This is a genomic window from Sphingomonas naphthae (assembly GCF_028607085.1).
Lineage (GTDB): Bacteria > Pseudomonadota > Alphaproteobacteria > Sphingomonadales > Sphingomonadaceae > Sphingomonas_Q > Sphingomonas_Q naphthae.
Genome location: NZ_CP117413.1, coordinates 21,642 through 43,159, shown reverse-complemented (window position 1 = coordinate 43,159; position 21,518 = coordinate 21,642). Strand labels below are relative to the sequence as shown.

Sequence of the window (21,518 nt, the reverse complement as noted above, 5' to 3'; positions counted from 1 at the left end):
GCAAGCGACCGGACCCTTTACGGGTTGATCGCATTAGGCCGCCGGCCGGACCAAGGATTGCGCCTCAAAGAGCGGGGTGAGCCCGCCTGGATCTAGGAGCTGGCCTCGCCACCGACCTCTTCAGCCCGCCTCTCTGGTCAGCCCCACCCCGGACCGCACCGTCTTGCGCAGCACGATCGAGAGCTGCTCCATCGAATAGGGCTTGTTGAGCAGTTCGAACCCGAACGCCCCCTGTTCAGCGAGCGTGTGACTATATCCGCTGGCAAGGATCACTGGCAGATGCGGATAGAGGCGAGCGATCTCCTGCCCCAGCTCGATCCCGGTCATGCCGGGCATCACAACGTCGGAAAAGACGATATCGAAGCGCCTCGCGTCCTGCGCCAGTTGGGCGAGCGCCGCTGCGCCATCAGGCGCTGCGGTAGCATGATAGCCCAACTCCTCCAGCGTCTGTGTCGCAAACAGGCGCACCTCGGCATTATCCTCAACCACCAGCACGCGCATTCCGCCGCCATCGCTGGTGCCTGATGCCATCGGGACGGCAATGGCAGGTTGATCGGGCGCCTGTACATGGGGCAGAAAGAGCGTGAAAACCGCGCCGACGCCCGCTTCATTCGCGACATGAATCTCCCCGCCCGACTGTTTGGCAAAGCCGAACACCTGGCTGAGGCCAAGCCCGGTGCCATGCCCAACGGCCTTGGTGGTATAGAAAGGTTCGAATACCCGTTCGAGCTGGTCGGGCGCGATCCCGCCGCCGGTATCGGCAAGCGAGACCGCGATGAATTTGCCAGGACGCATCGGATGAGCGCGTATCGCGGGAATCGCATCGACAGGATGGACGGAAATGACGAGCTTGCCCTCACCGTTCATCGCGTCGCGCGCATTGACCGCCATATTGATGAGGGCCGCGTCGAACTGGCTGGGATCGGCGTCGGCGAAACAGGCGTCGCAGTGAAGGTCCGTTTCCACCTCGACCCGCGATCCGGCGAGCGTACGCACAATCTCACTCACGGCCAGCACGTTCAGTCCAACATCGAAGGTCTCGGGCTTGAGTGTCTGACGCCGCGCGAAGGCGAGCAGTTGCGATGTCAGTTTGGATGCCCGTCCCACGGTGTCGATAATGGCATCGACATAGCGCTCGCGCTTTTCCTCGGAGAGGTTCTTGCGCCGTAACAGATCCGCCGATCCGCCGATGACGGTGAGAAGATTGTTGAAGTCATGGGCAACGCCGCCGGTCAGCTGGCCAATAGCCTCGATCTTCTGGGACTGGCGCAACGCTTCATGGGCCTGTTCCAGCTCGCGCGTACGCTCTGCAACCCGCGCTTCCAGCGAGGCATTGAGTTCGCGCAGGTCAAGCTCGGCGCGTCGCCGTTCGACAGCAACTCGGGTGCGTTGCGCAATATCGCGCATGAAGGCCAGATCATCGGGCGACCAGTCACGCACGTCATCATGATTGACGAACAGGAGAGCCACGAAGCGCCCCATTTCGGTCACCGGCATGTTGATGAAGGATAAGGCGTTGATGGCGATCAGCACATCGGCGGTTTGCGCGGTGCGTGGATCCTGCCGCGCATCGGTGACCAGGACGGTGTCGCCGCGCTTCAAATCCTCGATATAGCTGCCATGCTCGCGAAAATGGAGCCGCCCGGCAATGCTGTTGACCCCTGGCGCGTTCCAGTCTCGCTCGATGTCGATTGTTTCGTTGACTGTGTCGATCGTGCCGTAGCCGGCGCGGCTGACCCCCATCGCCCGCCCAAGAATCTCGGCCGCTACATAGGCAAGGTCACCAGGTTCCTCGGTCATGAGAAGCTGGTCGTTCAGCTCCACCAACGCGTCGCGATAGGAAAGGGTCTCTTGGGACTGAGGACCAAACGTGTTGACGTCACGCACTCCCTGACGCCTGACGAAGGCTGTCAAACCCATATGCTCGACCTCCAGGAGCATGCTGGGTTCTTTTCGCAATCGTCATGAGTTTTCCTGATGATCCAAAGCGGATCGTTCGCGCAAAACGCGCGTCGTCGCCATTAGTGCCCGCTTCGTCTTAAACTCGATCAATAAATCCCAGTCCGAAAACTGGGTGAGGCAATGTGACCGCTGGAACAAACGGCCGCTTGATAAATGTTCCTTGTTTGTTCTATTTCAGGTCATGATCCGAGTCGATGAAGAAAGCCTGACCCTCCATCTCGAGGTTTCGCTCGCCATAGCCGAGCCAGAGCTGGTGACGGATATCCGCTGCGGTGACGCGGCCGCACGGCGGCGTGCGGTGGCGCTGCTTGCCCGCCATCTGGCGGTGCGTTTGCGTTGCTATGATATTCTCGCCGACGAGCCCGCCGCGATGGCGGGTGCATTACCGCTGTTCCCCGACGCATGACGAACGCCTCGTCCCGGTCCAGGCGCTGATGTTCACGGCCTTGCTTCTTGCGGTTGCGGTCGTGCCCGCCGGGCAGACATTCAGCTGCACGCCCGTCAGGGTGTGGGACGGGGATGGACCGGTCTGGTGCCGGGAGGGGCCACGGATTCGCCTTGGCGGAATAGCGGCACGCGAGATCGACGGCTCATGCCGGCAGGGCCAACCCTGCCCACGCGCCAGCGGTATCGCCGCGCGGGACGCGTTGGTCCGCTTGCTGGGCGGCGCCCGGGGCAGAAGCGGCGCCGGCCATATCCTTGTTGCCGGCCCGAGGCTCCAATGTCGGTCAACCGGCAACGCGAAAGGGGATCGCACCGGGGCCTGGTGCTCTGCGCCGGAGATTGGCGACCTGAGTTGCGCCATGATCGCGACGGGCACGGTGCTGCGGTGGCAGCGCTATGCGGCAGGCCATTGCCGCTGATAGGGCGCGAAGGGACAGAACGGGATAAACTGTCCGAAATCTGTCTACAAATTTCGGACGGGTCCGATTTACACTTGTCCGAAATCTGTATAGGTATTTCGGACATGGCCGATGATGCTCCCTACCTCAAAGCCGCCATTCTTCAGCGAATCGACGCGCGCGCACCCAAAGCGGTGTGGACGCCGGGGGACTTCCTTGACCTTGGCAGCCGCGATGCCGTCGACAAGACGCTGCAACGTCTGGTGGCTGGCGACATGCTCCGCCGTATCGACCGCGGCCTCTACGACAAGCCCGGGCACAACAGCCTCACCCGGCAGAGCAACCCGCCCGATCCGCGCGAGGTCATCGATGCGATCGCCCGCCGCGATCAGATCCGGGTGCTGGTCGACGGCATGACTGCCGCCAATGATCTGGGTCTCACCAATGCGGTCCCGGCCAAGATCGTCGTTCATACCGATGCGCGGCTGAAAACGATCCATCTCGGCCATCTCACCATCAGCTTCCGCCTGACCGCCGCCAGCAAGCTCTTCTGGGCAGGGCGACCAGCGATGCGGATCGTGCAGGCCCTCCATTGGCTGCGCGATACGATGGGCGGCGACCCGCAGGACGATGCCACGGTCCACCGCCGGCTCATGGCGCTGCTGCACGACCCCCGGCACGGCAAGATACTGCGCGACGATCTGGCCGATGGTCTCTCGACAGTGCCGGCGTGGATGCAGGCGTATCTGAAGCCGTTGCTCGCCAGCCAGGCATCGGCCGCATGATGAACCCTAACTATGACCGCATCATCAGCGCCGACGACGACACCCGTCTCGGCCTGTTCACGACGACCGCGCAGCGCATCGGCACGACGCCCCAGAATGTCGAAAAGGATTTCTGGGTCTGCTGGACGCTCGACGCCTTGTTCAACGGATTGCCGCCAGGTCCGCGCCTGCTGTTCAAGGGCGGCACCTCGCTGTCGAAGGGCTTCGGGCTTATCCGGCGCTTCTCAGAGGATATCGACGTCACCGTCTTTCGCGACGATCTCGGCCAGACCGCCTCGATCGCCGAACTGGAGGCGATGAGCGGAAAGAAACGGCAAGCTGCGCTCGACGCGATCCGCGAGGCCTGCGAGGCGCATATTCAAGGACCGCTGCACGACCATCTGGCCGGGCTCGTCAGTGAAGCCGCAGACCGCCTGGGCATCGCAACCGGGCAATGGCGCGTCGAACCGGACCCCGAGGATGCGCAGGCGCTCTATCTACGCTATCCCACGGTCACGCCGGTCGACGCCTATGTCGGCAAGGCCGTGAAGATCGAGTCCGGCGCAAAATCTGCGCTCGATCCCCACGGATTACATACGGTCCGGCCCTATCTCGAAAGCGACGTGCCGGGGATCGATCTCGCCATCGCCAATATCACGATCGTCGACGCGGAGCGGACCTTCTGGGACAAGGTGGTCATCCTCCACGGCCTGCGGCGCTGGTTCGAGATCCGCGGGGCCCTGCGTGGCAATGGCCAGCGCGTTTCGCGCCATTATTATGACCTCCACGAACTTCTGCAGTCCGATGCGGGTAAACGCGCATTGGCCGATCCTGCGCTTGGGCGCGATTGCGTGGCGCATGCCAGACTGTTCTTCAACCGCCCCGCCTTCGATCTGGCGACGGCCGTGCCAGGCAGCTTTGCGCTATGCCCCGAAGGCGACATGGTCGATGATCTGCGGCGCGATTATCGTGCGATGACGGGGATGATCTTCGGCACGCCGCCCGCGTTCGACGATGTGATCGAGAGCATCGCAACACTCCAGAATATGCTCAACGAGACTGCCGCGTAACGATCCGTGAGCCGATCAGCTGACGGCCTGTGTGGCAAGATCCTTGGCCGCATCACGTCTGACCGCTGCTGCCTTTCGCTCGGAATATCGATCGACAAGTTGCTCGGCATGTCCGCGCGTGAGGATCGTGAAGCGGACGAGCTCCTCCATCACATCGACGATGCGGTCATAATAGCTCGACGCGCGCATGCGGCCGTTCTCGTCGAACTCCTTGAACGCCATGGCCACGCTCGACTGGTTGGGTATCGTGAACATTCGCATCCAGCGGCCGAGAAGACGGAGCGTGTTGACCGCGTTGAAGGACTGCGAACCGCCCGATACCTGCATGACGGCGAGGGTCCGCCCCTGCGTCGGGCGCATGCCGCCGAATTCAAGCGGCAGATGGTCAATCTGCGCCTTCATGATGCCTGTGATCTGGCCATGACGCTCAGGGCTGCACCAGACCATCCCTTCCGACCATAGCGCATGCGCGCGCAGTTCATGCACCGCTGGATGATCATCGCCGCGAACCTGATCGGGCAGCGGGAGATCATGAGGATCGAATATCCGCACTTCGGCCCCGAAACGGATGAGGAGACGTGCGGCTTCCTCGACGGCAAGACGGCTGAACGAGCGTTCGCGCAGCGAACCGTAGAGCAGCAGGATGCGCGCAGGCGGATCGAGCGGGCCGAGGCCCGCAGCCAGATCGGCCTGGATCATCGCCGCATCCAGCGCCGGCACGAGATTGGGATCGGAAAGGGTGCGCAGACGGGACATCAACAAATCCGCTTAAACAAGAAGGCCGCGCTGGCCGGACACAGCGAGCGAAACTCCGCCGAGTTGGCGATCGGCTCGGGCGCCCTCGTCCGCTCGACCGGCATGTAGCCGGCGCGGCGAAAAAAGCCTTCGGCCGTCGTGGTGAGGAGGTAGAGAGATGTTGCCCCGCCATCGGCAGCGGCGTGTTCGAGCTGCCCCAGCAATATGCCACCCAGACCAGTGCCTCGGCGTTCGGTCGTCACGACCACCGAGCGTAGCAGGCGATCCGGCCCACGCCCTTCGAGACCACCATAGCCAACCATGCCAATTGCGTCCTCGAACCGATAGAATTGGCGGTCAGGGGCTTCGAGGTCGCTGGTTGGAAGACTGGCCGCCTCGAGCGCGTCAGCAAGAGCGGCCAATTGCTCAGGATCGAGCCGGACAAGGTTCATGCCGCGACCCGATGCTCATACCAGGGACGCGTCGCCTTCACGATCCGCACCACCGACAGCATGACCGGCACCTCGACCAGCACACCAACCACGGTCGCCAGCGCGGCGCCGGAGTTCAGGCCGAACAGGCTGATCGCCGCCGCGACGGCCAGTTCGAAAAAGTTAGAGGCGCCGATCAAAGCCGCCGGCGCGGCGACACACCAGGCCACGCCAAACCGTCGGCTCAACCAATAAGCGAGCCCGGCGTTGAAATAGACCTGGATCAGGATCGGCACCGCGATCAGCGCAATGACCAGCGGATGGGCGATGATCGCCTGCCCCTGAAAGCCGAACAACAAAATGAGCGTCGTCAGCAGCGCGACCAGCGAGACCGGCCCGAGCAGCGCCAGCAGTCGATCGAGCGCGGGCTGACCGCCTGACGACAACATCATGCGGCGCGCAATCTGCGCGACGACCACCGGGACGACGATGTAGAGCATCACCGATATCAGCAGTGTATCCCAAGGCACCGCAATCGAAGCCACGCCCAGTAGCAGGCCAACCAGCGGTGCGAACGCGAACACCATGATGATGTCGTTCAACGCGACCTGGCTCAGCGTATAGGTCGGATCGCCATCGCACAGATTGGACCAGACGAAGACCATGGCCGTGCAGGGCGCCGCCGCCAGCAGGATGAGCCCCGCGATATAGGAACTGACGTCGCTCGCCGGGAGCAACGGACGGAACAGCCATCCCAGAAAGATGGTGCCGAGTAGAGCCATGGAAAACGGCTTCACCGCCCAGTTGATAAAGAGGGTGACGCCGACGCCCTTCCAATGCCGGCGCACGGAGCCAAGCGCGCCAAGATCGATCTTGAGCAGCATCGGCACGATCATCAGCCAGATCAGCACGGCAACGACCAGATTGACCCGTGCGACTTCGGCCGACGCGATCACGGCGAACAAGCCCGGCAACGCATAGCCAAGCGCAATGCCGACGAGGATGCAGATCCCGACCCACAGACTGAGGAGACGCTCGAAGCGACTGATCGCGGGGGCGGCAGGTACGCTCGATGAGGCGTCCAGGACAGTCATGGCTGGATCCGTTTCCCATCGGAATCGATCACTCGCTGACCATCCTCCTTCGTGAACGGCCCGCGATGGGTGCCGGGCAGCAGATCGAGCACTTCCTCCGATGGGCGGCAAAGCCTGACGCCGAGCGGCGACACGACGATGGGGCGATTGATCAGGATGGGGTGCGCCACCATGGCGTCCACCAGTTCGTCATCGCTCAGGGCAAGATTGTCGAGACCAAGATCGAGATAGGGTGTACCCTTTTCTCTAAGCAGCGCCCGTGGTGTGATGCCCATCCGACCGATCAGCGACACGAGACGGGACCGGTTCGGCGGCGTCTTGAGATATTCGATGATGTGGGGCTCGATGCCCGCATTCTCGATCATCGCGAGCGTGTTGCGCGACGTCCCGCACGCAGGGTTATGGTAAATGACGATATCGATGGTCATGTCAGGTCTCAGCAGCAAGGAACAAGTTCGGCAATCAGCGGCTCGCACAATTCAGCTCTGCCCCCGCAGCAGTCCTTGACCAGGAACAGGGTCAGCGCCTTGAGCCGATCGAGATCGGCGCGGTAGATAATCTGCCGGCTATGGCGCTCAGCCCGGATCAGCCCCGCCCGCGCGAGACCGGCCAGGTGGGACGACATCGTGTTTTGCGGAATGCCAAGCTGCCGGGCGACGTCACCCGCGGCGAGGCCATCGGGCTCGTGACGGACGAGCAGCCGGAAGGCATCAAGCCGTGTCCCCTGCGCCAACGCGCCCAGAGCCAGGATCGCAGAATCATTTTCCATATATCGATATTATTGGATATATGGATCTACTGCAAGGCACAGTTGATTGCAGTGACCGTCAGAAAAGGCCCGGCGGTCTGAACCGCCGGGCCTTTCGGGATCCGCTCAGAAGGGGATGTCGTCATCGATCGGGAGGTCCCGCTCGCCCTGCTGCTGCTCGGACGCCTGACGGGCGCGGGTGAGGAAGGTCACCTCGTCGGCGATGATCTCGGTGCCGTAGCGCTTGATGTCGTCCTGATCGGTCCAGCTGGTGTAGTGGATGCGGCCGCGGACCATCACCTTCATGCCCTTGTCGACATATTCCTCGACGGTCTTGCCGACGCCGTTGAAGCAGGTGATCCGGTGCCATTCGGTGTCTTCGACACGGTAGCCGTCGCGATCCTTGATGACCTTGCCGTCGCTGTCGCGCTTGGGCCGCGAGGTCGCGAGGCTGAAATGGGTGATCTTGGTGCCGCCCTGCGTGGTGCGGGCTTCGGGGGTGGCGCCGACGTTGCCGGCGAGGATGACGATGTTCTGCATGTCGAGGTTTCCTTTTCTGTCGGCCGAGGGATGATCCCTTCGACTGATCCCCGAAAAAGGCGGCCAGGACGGCGTCTCCACCAAAGCGCGCCAGCGCGCAGGGAAACCCCGAGACAAGGGGTGGTGCGGGCAGCCGTGGCACACGGCAACTCGGCCCGAAGGATCGCGGGTTGGAGACGCTGGACGGCCGACTTAGGGGACAGGTGAATAAGAAGGGATTATTCCTCACTGCCGACACGATCTGTCGGAAACCATGCCGAAGGTCGTCTATCCCCGCCCCGTCAGCCCCACGATCCCAACCAGGGCGGAAAAGCTCACCCCATCTCCCCCGACCTTTTGGGCCTCCAGCGTCAGCGACAAGGGCACGTATAGCGCGACCGGAAACCCGACCCAGACCCGACGGCCTTGTCCTGCTGTCTGGCGCCGGCCCTGACCTTGCGGATCGACAGGCGCGAAGGATGATGGTCGGATGCCATCCTCCCGCCTGCGCCAGATCACGGTATAGCCTCCGAGGCACCCGCACCGCAGACGAGGTGATCTTCCGCGCTACGCTCGCCAGCCCGGCTGCGACGGGTCGGCGCCCGTAACATGTGAGGCCTTTACGCTGAAGCGGGCTCGGCGGCGTCGCCATCGGCCACGGCAAATGGATCGACAACGGTATGGATGGGCTGCGCACGCCCCATCCAGGGCTTGGGCTGGATGCACCGAACCCAATCGACAAAGCTCGGAATGAAGCCAAGGTCTTCCATGACGTGCTGCTCGCCGATCAGGCGAACCGGCACCTGGCGCCCCGTCGATAGGGTGATGGTGGCGCCGAAGAAGCGCTCGAGCATGAAGATGCCTTCGGCATGGTGCCGAAGCGCACGATGCCGATAATCGGCAGTGATGGATTTCGATTCATCGAACCACTGATGGAGCGGCAGATAGTCCTCGGCCACGCCGCCCCATTTACGAACCGACGACAGCGCGTGGTGATAACAATGTCCCATCACACCCTCCTCACCATTGATGCTCGAAGGATTCGACCGCTGTGTAGCGGTCGTTGTGATCGAGCGTGATCGTTCGGGCGGCGACGTCAAAGCTGAACTCGCCATAGGCACCATCATTATTCTCCCAGCCCGGATGGCTCTGGGTGAGGAGTTGATAGGCAAGGTCTTCGATCACGTCGGCCACCGACATGATCGTCGTCTCCATGCCACATCCGTCCGGCTTTGCCTTGAGCAGAGCGATCTGCGCTTCGGGCAGATCCGCCGGTGCATCGCCGGCGGCGGCATCGACGCTTTCGATCTGACCGGAATCGCCGCCACCGTCGAAAGCCACGGTGACCAAGGTGATACCGACAGCATGTAGCGCATCGAACAGCGCAGCTTTGTTCAACGGCATGAGCGAAGCGGCCTTCGCCTCATAAGCGGCGTGGCGTGCCATGACGGCCTCCCAGTCGATGCTGACCGGCGTAAGCGGTGCTGCATGATCCATTACTTGTCTCCAGAAGGGGGTTGAGGACGGATCGGCAATGCCGCCCGGCCGATCCACGCCATCGCAACCTCCCCTCTGGTCGGCCGGCACCTTTCCACAGGAGACCTGGAAGAAGGGAGGGCACCCACGCGAGGGTGCCCCCTTGCCGTCAGCGCGATCGCTGACGGCGCTCGGCATCGAGCGATGCCGGCGGGGCGCCGAGCGGCCCGCGCCGATCGACGACACGGATCTTGCGGGCCTTCGCCTCGATCACGAGCCGTTCGGTCACCCCATTGCCCTGGAAGGCGATGACGAAGCGGGGGTTGAGCGAGAGCATCTGCTCGTTGCGGCGGAACCCGGCGCGGTCGCCCAGCTTGCGGTCGAGGCCGAACCGCACTTGCTGGATGCCTTTCTGTTCGGCCCAGGAAGCGGCAAGCCGCTCGATGCCCTTCATGTCACCACCATGGACGAGATACATGTCGCCGACATGGGCGCGGACCTTGTTGAGGGTCGCCAGCAGGTTGTCGGCGAAGGTCTTGAGATCGGCGTCGTTGGCAAAGGTCAGTCGGCCACCGGCAAACACGACCGGCGTGCCACTGGCAGTATTGGCCTCGAGGCGACGTTCGCGACGCGCGCGGAGGAAGGCGTTGCCGTCGACGATCGCGGCAGTGACGCCCAGCGAAATGCGATTGCCGGAGGAAGGAACCCAGGACCGGCCTGTCTCGCGCATATAGTGAGCGGCAGCGACGTCGCGCATGACCTCGAAGGCGCCTGCGGATTCCTCGACCTTCTTGGCAAGGTCGATCTTCTCCTCCAGATCGTTGGTGCTGATCTCCGAGCCGTCCTGTTCGGCCAGGAGGAGCCGGATGTCGTCGGTCAACCGATCGACAAGCCCGTGCTTCTTGGCGGCGGCGCGGTGGAAGAGATTGACCATGCTCCAGCCGAGATCTTCGATGTCGCGTTCGATCGACGTGTTGGTCATCGTTGTGAACAGGTCGCTCCAGATGGCAGTGACGGTTTGCTCCAGCGCCTCGGTCGGCGGTGGCGCCATGCCCGACAATTCTTCGGCGGCAGGTTCGAGATGGTCCAGTTCCAGTGCCGCCAATGCGGCTGCTAGCGAGGTGGACATGATGGCTTGCCTTTCGGTTCTGAACCGGCGGCCTCTCCGCCGGATGCGCACCTCCTGGGCGGTCGATTGAGAGGGTCAGGCACCGAGGCGCAGCCGAGGGAAACCCTGTCGTGGCGGGGTGGAGCGGGCAGCCGCGGCACGCGGCAACACGGCCCGCTGCGACAGGGTTGCCAGGCCCTCGCGACCGCCCATGTGCCGCATCCTCTGGCGGCGAGGCTGTCGGTTGAGACGATGAGCCCAACATCCCCCTCGCAGCCGCTGATGGTGAGGTCTGGGACTACGGCCTGCGCTGCCGCTCGCTGAATGATCGCCGCGTCATAGCCCTCAAGCCTGCATCGCGCCGAACCCGTCATCACAGCTGGTCACCACCACAGGCGGGCAACGTCCGCACAGGTGGACCATCGAAGGCGGAGCTTATGGTTCCAGACCATTCCGCTGCGCCGCCCGTCCGTCGGGCATGGAGAGATGAACAGACCGGCATCCCCGAACCGAGCCCGGACGACCTCGGCGGCAAAACGATCGCAGAGTGAGGTGGCATCGTCAGCGTCGAGGATGCTGGTGTTTCTTCCCGGGTTCCCGCGCGCTGTGCTCAAGATCGCCGACAAGGTTGCCATGGTCCAACGCCGTGCACCGATTGGGCAGGCGCCACTGGTGTCAGGGATCGGAGAGCATAAGCGGCTCCTCCTCATAGGTATCGCAGGGGGCGCCAACCGCTTCGAGCCATTCGACCCCTTCGGTGCTGCTGTCGAGGTCACGGATCCGCGCGAACAATCCCTCCTTGAGCATCGCAGGCGTGAAATCCTCGCCGCGCTCGTCGTCCGAGACGATGCTGAAGGCGATAGTGACAAGGTGGTTATAGCGCGGCATGCGGTCCTCCCTGGTTGAAAGCACGCTCATCGCGTGCGCGGTCGAGCACATCTGGCAGGCGTGCCGTGGTGCGCAGCGCCTCCGCTGCGCGCTGGAAATCGCGGAGCCAGTCGCCCATCGGCGTCCGCTTCTCGACGGGGAGGGCGGCCTGGGCAGCCTGGAAATCCAGAAGCTCGCCTGGCGCGCTTTCCACGATCCGATCGATCTCGACCGGTGGGAGCAGTCCCCGCTCGCGGATGAACTCAATGATGCTGCCGGGTCGGGGTGTCGCGCCGCGATGGCCCAATACCGGCTTGCGCCATAGACCCTGCACGTTGCGCAAACGCGGCGCCGCGCGCGCCTCCATCAGCACAATGATACGAAGCTCGTCAGCCGACAGGTCGATGACTTCGTCCGGCTTGATCGCGCCGCAGAAGAATTATGTCGCCATTGAGACGATCCATTCCCTTTGACGGGATAAGGATATTGTCCCATTATCGATCGGGTCGGGGCAATAAAATGGAAACGCCCAGTGTCATGTCGAGGGTTCAGTGCATCTTTTCCCGTTCGATCCTTGGCTCGGCGTCGAGCCTATACTTCTTGATGGGACGATGATCCGGCCTGCGCTTGATGACTCCATAAAGCAGGACGCAATCAAATACTTACCCGAAACAAATCTCCCTTCTCTCCTTCATTCCGACGGAAGCCCCGTTGTAGAAGTCAATTCGTTCATCACGTTCCTGCGATCCGATGGCGTGTCCCTTGCCAGCGCAGGCCACTATGCTCGAGATCTTCAGGTCTTTGCCCGTTACCTGCGGGATGCGCGTTCAAAGTCGTTACTCGACGCATCGAGTGCCGACGTAGGGAAATATCGCAGCCTTCGGCTCGAAGGGCCGGGCGAGCTCCGACTATCGGGATCGTCTTGGAAGCGCACCTCTGCGGCGCTAACGCGGTTCTATCAATGGGCCGCCAGCGAGGACGCAGGACTGATATCAGTTGCGCCGAAAACCAGATTCCGCCGTGATGGCGCGGTTGCCGAAGATACGATCCGCATGATCCCGCTCGAGGATTACGTTCTGTTCCGAGACCAAGGCCTGCTCGGTGGGGGTTACGCGAACGGCATCACTCACCGGCGGAATCCGATGCGCGATGCCGCGTTCGCCGAGCTGCTTGTGACGACAGGGGTTAGGCTCGAAGAAGGCGCAAGCCTTCTGATCGGTGAGCTTCCGACGACGAACGCCCGCGTCTTTCACGGCTGTCGCAGCACCATGATCGACCTGCCCGCCAGAATCACCAAAGGGCGCAAACCTCGATCAGTGCCGTTCCCGAGGCGGGTAGCCAGTAACTTCATCGACGCTTATATTCGCGAGGAGCGGAGCCAGTTGGTCGATCGCTGGCGACGCGCGGGTGGGGTCCGGACCATGCGGCAGCCGCTCATCGGCACGCTTGCAGGCGGGCAACGCGTTTTGATCAAGGGCGAGCGGCGCCCTCGATCACTGGCGACTCTGCGCATCGACGAACGACGCAACCTCCTATTGCTGCCCGGATCGGGCGCACCATTGGAAAGTGCGCAGCCGGCAGCATTGTGGCTGGCGCAGGACGGCCAAGCCCTCACCCCCGCGGCATGGCAGTCGATATTCCGGCGTACCAGCAAGAAGTTGTCGGAGGACATGGGCTGGGACCTACACGTATCGCCCCATACCCTCCGGCATACCTTTGCCGTCTACTGGCTTACACACCTCGTCAAAGCGGAAGTGATGAGGCTCGACGATCGATCTGTCCCGGATCGAACCGAGGAAATCTACATGAAGGTTGTCAGCGACCCCTTGCGCCGGGTCCAGCGATGGCTGGGTCACGCCAGCGTCCTGACCACTGAAAAATATCTCACCTACCTCGATGAAGCCTTCGAAATCGTAGATCAGGCGGCCGAGGCGCTGGACTCTCGTCTGATGGGCTTCTTCTAGCAGTGGGTCGCCCTCGCCTCTCGTTCCGCGATTTACCTCCGCAGCAGGATGAGGAGCCGCGAGCCGACGCGATCGTAGCCTATCATCATCGTGACGGTGTCGGGCGCGAAATGACCTGGTTGCTGCACGAGGTGGGGAACGAAGGCCTGGGTCGCGATCTTGCCTTGTACCTTGGGCCGATGATGAACGAGCTGTTCGCCGGCCTGGCCGTCCCGAGTGTCGAACAGTATCGACAGAGCTGGATCCCGCTCGGGAAACATCTGTCCTCCAGCGGGCGCCTCAACGGGGGGCTTCGCGTGATCACGGCCGCTGACATCGATGCCTGCGACGTTCGGGGTCAATACTCCCGGTTCCGTTGCCTTGTTCACGGCCTTCGCGCGATAGACGAACGAAACCCTGATCTGCTTCGTCCGGATCTGAAGGCGCGGATCAACTTCACGAGCCGGCACAACGGAACGGCATTACGGCCCCGCGAACCGTTGACACCGTTCGTCGCTCGCGTCCTGAAAGACGCCGCTGATCGCAGCGTGGTAGCTACACGCGAAAGGATCTTGTCGGGCCGCGAGCAGATCGAAGCTTTGCGAAACAAGCCGGAGAGGAGCCGCTTTGAGAATGTGTTCCTGAGGGTCGCCGACGGCACGCGCCCCGCTCGAAGCGAGTTCGACATGTTCAAATATCGCAAGGTTGCCATCGCCGCGGCCAGCGATCTTCTCGTTCTGACCCTGCCTGATGCGATCTGCTTCATCATCGCCATCGCGCTCCGGGTCGAAATGCCGATAGAATGCCTGCGGACCCTGCGGCGCGACTGCCTGAAGAACCCCGCGAGAGGGTACGTCTCCATTGAATACACAAAGGGACGAGGCGGCCCCCGCGCGAAGATCAAGCGCGAACGCGTGCGTGATGGTGGAATTAATACGCCCGGCGGACTCGTTCGCCTTGCCCTCGAACTATCCCGACCCGCCGCCGAGCGAATGGCCGATCGAGGGGACCCGAATGCGGATTACCTGTGGGTGGGCTTCGTTGCAGCCGGACTGCCGAGCTGGCGGCGGTTCAGCCTTTCTACCCACAACTTCTATGCCGCGATCAGGAGCCTTGGGCTCGTCGACGAAGCGGGCAAGCCGATAACCAAGATCGTTCCCGCCCGGCTAAGGAAGACGGTGAAGCGGGACAATTACTTGCGCCACACAGGCCACCTTCGGCGCTTCGCGAGCGATCACTCGAAGCCAGTTGCCGCTCGGCATTATGCCGCGGTGGACGGGCTTCGAGAAGAGCATGCACGCTCGGTAGCGGTCGCTGAAGGTCAACTGTTCGACATGGCGATGATGCCGTTGGTCCTGCCACCGAAGGAGGAAGTCAGCGCGCTCGCATCCGGCCTCTCGATCGGAAACCAAAAGCTCGACGCAGGCGCGGTCGCGTCGTTGGTCTCAGGCGATGCCGATACGTTCCTTGGCATGTGTTCCGGCTTTTGGTCGAGCCCTCTTGGGCGGAACGACAACGGCTCCTGCGCCACCGCGTTCACCGGCTGCCTCCATTGCTCGAATGCAGTGTTCACCGCACGAAAACTGCCTGCATTGCTGACCTATCTGACATGGCTAGCTGAACGGCGCGCCGTCATGACGGAAGCGGAGTGGCACGAGCGCTACAGCGCCGACCATAATCGAATTATGGTACAGATACTCCCCGTGTTCGACGCTGGCGATATCGAACAGGCTCGGTCCACGGCGGAAAATGCCGCTGTGGCGCCAGCGCTGCCGCCACATCTTCAGCGGGGCTGAACATGCGTCGGGTTCTGGAACGTGCCGAAGCATCTTGGCGGATTGACCGTTCGGCATTGGTGATTCCGCCCCAGATGGTCGTGAGTGGCCGTGAGCAGCAGAATATCTCTCTGGTCGGGGACGATAAGTGGCTGCTCGAATGTGCCATCGCGCGGCCGACAAAGGCCCATGAAGCCTGTATCTGCTTCGGTCGGATCGCCGATGCTGATGAGCGGGAGCTCATACGAGAATACCTGTTCCTGTCTTTAAACTACGACTCCCGAGACAATGTGCGCGGCCGCCTCGGCGTCCTGAAACCTGGTTCGCTGATGCAGGTCGGCAATATAATCCGGCATTTTCTACAAGAAGTGCGGGAAGCCGGACTTCGACTCCACGAGATCGATCAGCCTTGGCTGGATCAGTGGCTGTCCGCGAAGCGGCACCTCGCACCGGCAACTCTTGTCTACAAGATCCTCTGCGTACGGCGACTTGCGCTCTATACGCCCTCCCTGTCGTTCCGGGGAATCGAGATAGCTCCTTGGGGTAACCGTTCAGCGACTAGGATCGCGGGATACCGGGGTGGCCGAGAAAATGTCACACCGCGAATACCGGAAGCCATTAGCGCGCCGGCGTTGCGGTGGGCCATGTTCTACGTCCATCATGGGATCGACGATCTTATCGCCCGACATCGTATAGCTGGCATCAACATCGCCGCGCGTCGGCAGAGAGTGTCACCGAAACTAAGCGACCAGCGCCTGCGCGCTTATTTGGATGCGCTTGAAGCATCGGGCTCTGGAGTACCGGCGACCCAAGATGGTCGACCCGCGTGGCCAGAAATCTGCAAGGCCAGCGGCCTCGGCGTGGCAGTGCTGAAGGCACGCTCAGCTATGCTCGAGAAGGCAATCTCGCAACTCGGAACCGAGCGCCCAGGCGCAAGCAGTGGTTGGGCCAGCATGCCAGGAACAAACATTGCGTGGCGGTCGCATCTTCCCAGCTTCAGCAGCCGTTATACCTTCATACCGGCGATAGCCGCGTGCTATCTCGTAATCGGCCTATTATCAGGAATGCGCGGCGAGGAAGCGGCCGCGCTCAAGCGTGGTTGCCTCAGACTCATGCGCGACGAACATGGGAAGGTTAAGGGCTACGAACTCGTCGGAAGAATCTTCAAAACCCGTAAAAACGTCGACGGCGCTGAACATCGCTGGACCGTGATAGAGCCTGTTGCCAGGGCCGTATTGGCAGCAATACGGTTGCAGGACTATCTACACAACAGCGCCGATCGAACGGAAGCGCCGCGAGATGATGAGCCCCTGTTCAAACCGGCCTTGATTCGGGGGGTGGGCAATGTCCAGCTTACGGCGCATCAATCGACCGTATACCTGAATTACTTTGCCAAAGAGTGTCGCCGGCTCGCCGAAGAAATGGCAGCGGCGGCGCCCGCCGAAGCCGACCGCATACTGGCACTTTATCATATCCCGGACGAGGGTGATGAACCCTGGCGGTGGCGCACGCGTCAGCTCCGCCGCACCCTTGCATGGTACATCGCCAGTCAGCCCTTCGGCGTGATCGCGGGCATGATACAATATGGGCACGCGAGCGCCATGATGTTCGAAGGCTATGCGGGCACTTCCCAATCCGGCTTCCGTTCGGAGATCGAAGAGGAACGTCGCCTCGCTCAGCTCAGCGATATCGTCGAGATGTACGAGGACTGGAAGGCAGGGATCAATCCAGGCGGCCCCATGCGATCGAAACTCGTCGCCGAATTTACAAGCATCAGAAACAAGATCGGAGATCTGCCCGGCACGGTCGTTGATGATCGGCGCCGCGCAAAAATGCTCTCGAACACCGCCGTCACGCTTCATCCGGGTTATATCAACGACTGCTTCTTCTATGCCGACCACGCCCTCTGCTTGAAGGTGAAAGGAGCTGAGGCGCAGCCGGCATTTACGAGGTGCCAGCCTGCTCGTTGTCCGAACAGCGTGGTGGCGAGGCGGCATGTGCTGGCTCTGCAATCATGCATCGCAGATGCCGAGACCATGAAAAATGGCAAGAACATCAGCCCGATCCAGAAACACGCCATTGAGGCACAGATCGATATTTACAGGCAGTTGCTGGAACAGGTCGAACGATGACGACGAAAGCGAACCCTCCCCGGAAATCGCAAGCCACCGTCGCGCTGCTTGACGCCTATAACCGCTTGCGCGACGGCAAAGGCACCGCGACGAATGGCAAGCTGAGCATAACCAATGTTGCGCGCGAGGCGGGGGTCAGTCGAGCGACGGCCTATCGATGCTCCAAACTTCTCGCTTTGTTCGATGAAGCTCCGAAGCCGCCGAAGGCTAAACCACAAAGCACGAGCGGCAAGGCCGAGCTGCGAAACGTGATCAACCAGTTGCTCAATCGTATCATCATGCTGGAGGCTGCGTTGGAAGCCAAAGACGCGGAACTCCGGCAATTGCGCTCAATGCTGCCAAAACCACGGCCGGCCGACTCATGATGCGAGCAAGTCCTGAGGACATTACAATCGACGCCACGTTGCACGCTCAATTCGCTCTACGCTACATGGCGACGCGAGACCGCCACGGGCGGGCTACGCATTGAAGGCAGGTTCAGTGTAAAACCCTCCCCGCTTGCGCAGCACTGATCCTCCCCTGCACAACGCTTGATGGATTTTGGTTGGGCCCATCACTCGACGAAGAATTCCCTCAATCAACGGCCCGCCTGCGACCAGCAGCTTGAATGGGTATCTCGCATGTAAATGACCGCGATTGGCCGGTAGGCGACTGTCCGGTTCGGAGCCGGGATGCGTGGATAGCTGACGGTCGTTCGGAGTCGGCAACCGACCAAAATGCGTCGTTCACCGCTCGGGCTTCTAACGGCAGCTTATTTCGGAACCTGCCGTTTGCTCGTTGCGAACCTTCGTGGCCGCCCAGCAAGGGATTACAATCGCTGCGACACCGGTATGGCGTTTGATCGATGCGTCGCGATGGAGGATCCGGTGCAGCTCTCCAGGGTCGACCTTCACCAAGATGATTGCCTCAACTCAGACTGTTACTAGATGATCGGCAAGAAAAGGCCGCCGCCATCGATGGATCGTGAAATCGAAGATATGTCCCTGCGCCTGAAGCAAGGGCTTCTCTGCCACGGATTGACCGTCACGGTCGCACATTGAATGTTCCGGGTCGCCAGCACCTTCGATGCGGCGAGCAGCGGCAATGAGGTTCTGCTTTTAAAGGGCAACTGGAACGACCGGTTCACCTGGATCACTCAGTTCTATGTCACGGTCGTCGACGCGGACGGCACGCGCACCCCTGCCCTCCCAGCATGACAACGATGTCCACTGCGTGCGGTAAGTCGAACATGGACTCCCCGTCAACGATCTCGCCTGCCATCTGAAGTGCCATCAAGATCCCAACCGAGATGGCGATACCCAACTCGGCCAGCACCCTGCGCATCACCAAAGCCGACCGGGCGTCACAAAGATTTACAATCGTCGCCAACTCCTGTTGCCTGACGAGCCGATAACAGCCTCAGACATCAAGGAGGCGGTTATGCGGCAGGATGAGCGATGCTGGACACGGATCATCCTGCGGCCAGATCCGTCCCCTTGATTGCATACCGCAATTTCCCCTTTGCGCTGGCCGTTGTCCCTTGCTCCTCCCCCTGGACGGCCAGCGCCGACGCGGTGCGGATCCTCGCCCCCGGATCCGCACCGCGTCTTCTTGTTCGAAAGGCTTCACCATGAACCATTATCCGATCGCGGTCGCGACCGCATTGCTCGCCAGCGTGTCGACTATCGCCAATGCTGCCCCGGCCATGACGCTCTATCCACAGCAGATTGGCGCGGAAACGGCGCGCTATCAGCATGGCAGCGCGACCATTTCCCTGAAATCACCGACGGCTACCGTCGAAATTCGGCCCCTGCCGGTGGAAGACGGACGCGCCGCCTTTTCCATTGCCATCTTCAACCATGACGGCCGCCCCGCCAATCTGGGGATGGAAAATATCACCGCTGTCGTGAACGGCATTCCAACACCCGTTCCCACCTATGCGCAACTGGCGGAAGCAGCCGAGCGGAAGGCACGTCAGGCGAAGATCGGTACTGCGCTGTTCGCCGGCGTGCTGGCAGGCGTCGCATCCACCGCATCGAACCAGGGCAGCTATTATCGCCATGTCCGTGGCCCGCGCGGCGGCTTCACCCAGGCCATTCACTGGCAGGACGATACGCCCGGCGTGATCGGCGCGACGGCCGCGGTCGCAGGCGGCGCGATGGTAATCGGCGGCATCGACCGAAAGCTCGACTACACGCTGGACCAGTTGGGAACCGAGATTTTACAGACGACCACGATCGACCCCGGCAGCAGCTTTGGTGGCATGGTCATCCTGCCGATCGATCGGGACGCCGGCCATCCGGCAGATATCAGGGTCAATGTCGCCTTTGACGGCAGGGTCTATGCCTTCGGATTTCGCCTGACGCGCTCGGGCATCGGCGTGCCTGCGCCCGTGCCCGCGGCGGCAAGGGCGGACGCGCCCGGCGTCCAGGCATTGCCTGTCGACCTTGCCGGCGAAGGTGGCGGCGAATGACCATGGCGGGAAGCGGCCGGATGCGCGCAGCGGCGATACCGCTGGTCGGCGCCCTGCTGTTGTTGCCAGCGTGCGCCGGCACAGCCGTCCATGACCTCAGCATGGCGCCCGCGCGGTCGCAGCAGATACCCGGCGCCATTGGGGTGCGGGTGACGCTGGCGCCGGACATCCGGTCCGATCCCGATGCGGGCAGGGCCGCACATCGTCTGCTGGCCGAACTCGTCAAGGCCTATCGCAAGGCTGGCCTCCCCGCCTCCGTCACGACGGACGGGCAGCCCTCTCCCGGCGGAGCCACGGTAAGAGTCCAGATCGTCCGGGCCGATCCCGGCAACAGTGCCGAACGGTTACTGATCGGCTTCGGCGCGGGTCGATCAGCCCTGCTCACCAAAGCCTCGTTCGACATCGCCGGACAAGCCGGCCCGGCCATGTCCTTTTCCGCCACCGCCAAGGATGGGCGCAAGCCCGGCCTGATCGTGCCGGGCGCTGTGGCGGCCGCCACCGGCGAATTGTCGCGCCTTGCCATCGGTGGTGGCGTCGGCCTGCTGATGGGAAGCCGCAGCGGGCTGCACAGAGGCGCCAAGCGATCCGCTGCTCTCATCGTCAAGCAAACGCGGCAATTTTACCGCGCGTCCGGCTGGCCCTGGCCATCCGACAAGGGCTGACCCTCCCCCTCTTGCCAGCAAGGTTCCCGCAATGAAGATGCATCCCCCCATCCAGCCGCCGCTTCCCGAAATTCCGCTGGTCGACAATATGTTCGCACCGGAAATATTGGCTGGCGGCCTGACTGGCCTGTCACTGCTCAACGGCATCGTAACGGTCACGCTGGAAAATCCAAGGGCCGACCATGGCCGCCCCGATCCCAGCCTGGAACGTGTCATCGTCGGCCGGATCGGCATGCCGATTCCGACCGCACAGGCGCTGCTTTGCGGCCTTTATCAATTTCTGAGCCAGCATCAGGTCAATCCCCTGGCCGCGGAAACGGAGATGCGCTGCCAATGAGCTATTTCCCGTTACTGCATCTCATCGGACACAAGCGCAGCCACCACATCGCACTGCTCATGCCGCCATGCCGCTATCGATTTTCGATCCGATGGTCGGGCTCCAGTGCGGCACACACCATACAGCGCGTGACCCACATGCCCCGATAAGATGATCTTGCCCCGAAAGGACAGCCCATGGCTGCGACATTTTCCTTCAGCATTCAACAGCAGCTGGTGCTGACCGCCGCCCGTCAGTGGCGTCGGGCGCGGCACCTGCACATCCCTGCCCAGCCGCATCTCTACCGCAAGCTCGCCCGCCATGGCTGCGGACAGCTGGCCCCCGCCTGCGACAGCCTGATGAGGCTATCCGAACTCGTACTGGGGCATCCGTTTCGCTGCGGTACCGGCCTGGCCCTGTCGGAGGATGAATGGCGACTGCTCGACATGATCGAAGGGCGCGAGCGCCAATTGGTCCACGAATGCAGCGTCGCGCTGGCGAGCGCTTTCCGCCATGCCATCAGGTCGCTGCACATCATGATAGACATGGCCTTTAACATCGACAGCGGCGAGCCGGTGAAGCGTGCCGTCGCTTCGACCGGCCTGATCGCCGCCTGATCGTC

At 62.3% G+C, this 21,518-nt stretch carries 25 protein-coding genes; 13 read left to right on the top strand and 12 right to left on the bottom strand.

Annotated elements, in window-relative coordinates; all coding sequences use genetic code 11:
* Nucleotides 1-120: 120 nt before the first annotated feature.
* A complete protein-coding gene (locus PQ455_RS20135; RefSeq protein WP_273692114.1) occupies nt 121-1,941 on the bottom strand; it encodes a GAF domain-containing hybrid sensor histidine kinase/response regulator in 1,821 nt (606 codons plus the stop codon).
* Between the two features lie 181 nt (nt 1,942-2,122).
* On the opposite strand from PQ455_RS20135, the gene PQ455_RS20130 reads away from it, so the two are divergent.
* From PQ455_RS20130 to PQ455_RS20115, 4 genes are read left to right on the top strand one after another with little or no spacing between them, the layout of a single operon-like run.
* Nucleotides 2,123-2,368, top strand: a complete 246-nt coding sequence (locus tag PQ455_RS20130) for a hypothetical protein (protein WP_273692112.1) — start codon at nt 2,123-2,125, stop codon at nt 2,366-2,368.
* 28 nt (nt 2,369-2,396) lie between these two features.
* Nucleotides 2,397-2,825 carry a thermonuclease family protein gene (locus PQ455_RS20125; protein WP_273692109.1) on the top strand — a complete coding sequence of 143 codons (429 nt, stop codon included), beginning with the start codon at nt 2,397-2,399 and terminating at the stop codon, nt 2,823-2,825.
* Nucleotides 2,759-3,589, top strand: a complete 831-nt coding sequence (locus tag PQ455_RS20120) for a DUF6088 family protein (RefSeq protein WP_273692108.1) — start codon at nt 2,759-2,761, stop codon at nt 3,587-3,589. Before PQ455_RS20125 ends, PQ455_RS20120 begins: the two co-directional genes overlap by 67 nt.
* Nucleotides 3,589-4,638 (top strand): nucleotidyl transferase AbiEii/AbiGii toxin family protein, encoded by a 1,050-nt coding sequence (locus PQ455_RS20115; RefSeq protein ID WP_273692175.1) that lies wholly within the window; start codon nt 3,589-3,591, stop codon nt 4,636-4,638. The genes PQ455_RS20120 and PQ455_RS20115 overlap by 1 nt, the downstream gene beginning before the upstream one ends.
* A gap of 15 nt (nt 4,639-4,653) precedes the next feature.
* On the opposite strand, the gene arsH is transcribed toward PQ455_RS20115, so the two are convergent.
* The 11 genes from arsH to PQ455_RS20060 all read right to left on the bottom strand — a co-directional run bounded on the left by arsH (nt 4,654) and on the right by PQ455_RS20060 (nt 11,983).
* On the bottom strand, nt 4,654-5,394 hold the full coding sequence (arsH, locus tag PQ455_RS20110) for an arsenical resistance protein ArsH (protein ID WP_273692105.1): 741 nt from the start codon (nt 5,392-5,394) through the stop codon (nt 4,654-4,656).
* A complete protein-coding gene (gene arsN2, locus PQ455_RS20105; protein ID WP_273692103.1) occupies nt 5,394-5,825 on the bottom strand; it encodes an arsenic resistance N-acetyltransferase ArsN2 in 432 nt (143 codons plus the stop codon). The genes arsH and arsN2 overlap by 1 nt, the downstream gene beginning before the upstream one ends.
* Nucleotides 5,822-6,898, bottom strand: coding sequence for an ACR3 family arsenite efflux transporter (gene arsB, locus PQ455_RS20100; protein ID WP_420542884.1), 1,077 nt, complete (start codon nt 6,896-6,898; stop codon nt 5,822-5,824). Before arsB ends, arsN2 begins: the two co-directional genes overlap by 4 nt.
* Nucleotides 6,895-7,326 carry an arsenate reductase (glutaredoxin) gene (gene arsC, locus PQ455_RS20095; protein ID WP_273692102.1) on the bottom strand — a complete coding sequence of 144 codons (432 nt, stop codon included), beginning with the start codon at nt 7,324-7,326 and terminating at the stop codon, nt 6,895-6,897. The genes arsB and arsC overlap by 4 nt, the downstream gene beginning before the upstream one ends.
* 8 nt (nt 7,327-7,334) lie before the next feature.
* Nucleotides 7,335-7,667: an ArsR/SmtB family transcription factor gene (locus PQ455_RS20090; protein ID WP_273692100.1), complete on the bottom strand. Its 333-nt coding sequence runs from the start codon at nt 7,665-7,667 to the stop codon at nt 7,335-7,337.
* A 105-nt stretch (nt 7,668-7,772) separates the two neighbouring features.
* On the bottom strand, nt 7,773-8,186 hold the full coding sequence (locus PQ455_RS20085) for a single-stranded DNA-binding protein (protein WP_273692098.1): 414 nt from the start codon (nt 8,184-8,186) through the stop codon (nt 7,773-7,775).
* Between the two features lie 599 nt (nt 8,187-8,785).
* Complete coding sequence (locus tag PQ455_RS20080; protein WP_273692096.1) at nt 8,786-9,175, bottom strand: DUF6915 family protein; 390 nt, start codon at nt 9,173-9,175, stop codon at nt 8,786-8,788.
* Nucleotides 9,176-9,185: 10 nt separating this feature from the next.
* Nucleotides 9,186-9,662, bottom strand: a complete 477-nt coding sequence (locus PQ455_RS20075) for a DUF6878 family protein (protein ID WP_273692094.1) — start codon at nt 9,660-9,662, stop codon at nt 9,186-9,188.
* A gap of 148 nt (nt 9,663-9,810) precedes the next feature.
* Nucleotides 9,811-10,770, bottom strand: a complete 960-nt coding sequence (locus tag PQ455_RS20070; RefSeq protein ID WP_273692169.1) for a DUF2493 domain-containing protein — start codon at nt 10,768-10,770, stop codon at nt 9,811-9,813.
* Between the two features lie 654 nt (nt 10,771-11,424).
* Nucleotides 11,425-11,637, bottom strand: a complete 213-nt coding sequence (locus tag PQ455_RS20065) for a hypothetical protein (RefSeq protein ID WP_273692092.1) — start codon at nt 11,635-11,637, stop codon at nt 11,425-11,427.
* On the bottom strand, nt 11,624-11,983 hold the full coding sequence (locus PQ455_RS20060) for a hypothetical protein (protein WP_273692089.1): 360 nt from the start codon (nt 11,981-11,983) through the stop codon (nt 11,624-11,626). Before PQ455_RS20060 ends, PQ455_RS20065 begins: the two co-directional genes overlap by 14 nt.
* Nucleotides 11,984-12,227: 244 nt before the next feature.
* Between PQ455_RS20060 and PQ455_RS20055 the strand changes: the two genes are divergently transcribed.
* The 9 genes from PQ455_RS20055 to PQ455_RS20015 all read left to right on the top strand — a co-directional run bounded on the left by PQ455_RS20055 (nt 12,228) and on the right by PQ455_RS20015 (nt 21,513).
* Nucleotides 12,228-13,580 (top strand): tyrosine-type recombinase/integrase, encoded by a 1,353-nt coding sequence (locus PQ455_RS20055; RefSeq protein WP_037522502.1) that lies wholly within the window; start codon nt 12,228-12,230, stop codon nt 13,578-13,580.
* Nucleotides 13,581-13,690: 110 nt separating this feature from the next.
* The gene (locus tag PQ455_RS20050) at nt 13,691-15,355 is read left to right on the top strand and encodes a hypothetical protein (protein ID WP_048939653.1); all 1,665 of its coding nucleotides are present in this window, start codon (nt 13,691-13,693) and stop codon (nt 15,353-15,355) included.
* A 2-nt stretch (nt 15,356-15,357) separates the two neighbouring features.
* Nucleotides 15,358-17,466, top strand: coding sequence for a site-specific integrase (locus PQ455_RS20045; RefSeq protein ID WP_048939652.1), 2,109 nt, complete (start codon nt 15,358-15,360; stop codon nt 17,464-17,466).
* Entirely contained in the window at nt 17,463-17,831 is a 369-nt protein-coding gene (locus PQ455_RS20040; RefSeq protein WP_010409068.1) for a hypothetical protein, read from the top strand. Before PQ455_RS20045 ends, PQ455_RS20040 begins: the two co-directional genes overlap by 4 nt.
* A gap of 675 nt (nt 17,832-18,506) precedes the next feature.
* Nucleotides 18,507-18,662 carry a hypothetical protein gene (locus PQ455_RS20035; RefSeq protein WP_155276513.1) on the top strand — a complete coding sequence of 52 codons (156 nt, stop codon included), beginning with the start codon at nt 18,507-18,509 and terminating at the stop codon, nt 18,660-18,662.
* 413 nt (nt 18,663-19,075) lie between these two features.
* Entirely contained in the window at nt 19,076-19,918 is an 843-nt protein-coding gene (locus tag PQ455_RS20030) for a hypothetical protein (protein WP_120253629.1), read from the top strand.
* Nucleotides 19,915-20,580 carry a DUF4410 domain-containing protein gene (locus PQ455_RS20025; RefSeq protein WP_080727357.1) on the top strand — a complete coding sequence of 222 codons (666 nt, stop codon included), beginning with the start codon at nt 19,915-19,917 and terminating at the stop codon, nt 20,578-20,580. Before PQ455_RS20030 ends, PQ455_RS20025 begins: the two co-directional genes overlap by 4 nt.
* Before the next feature lie 31 nt (nt 20,581-20,611).
* Entirely contained in the window at nt 20,612-20,917 is a 306-nt protein-coding gene (locus PQ455_RS20020) for a hypothetical protein (RefSeq protein ID WP_051887045.1), read from the top strand.
* Between the two features lie 176 nt (nt 20,918-21,093).
* The gene (locus PQ455_RS20015; RefSeq protein ID WP_120253630.1) at nt 21,094-21,513 is read left to right on the top strand and encodes a hypothetical protein; all 420 of its coding nucleotides are present in this window, start codon (nt 21,094-21,096) and stop codon (nt 21,511-21,513) included.
* The last annotated feature ends 5 nt before the right edge of the window (nt 21,514-21,518 follow it).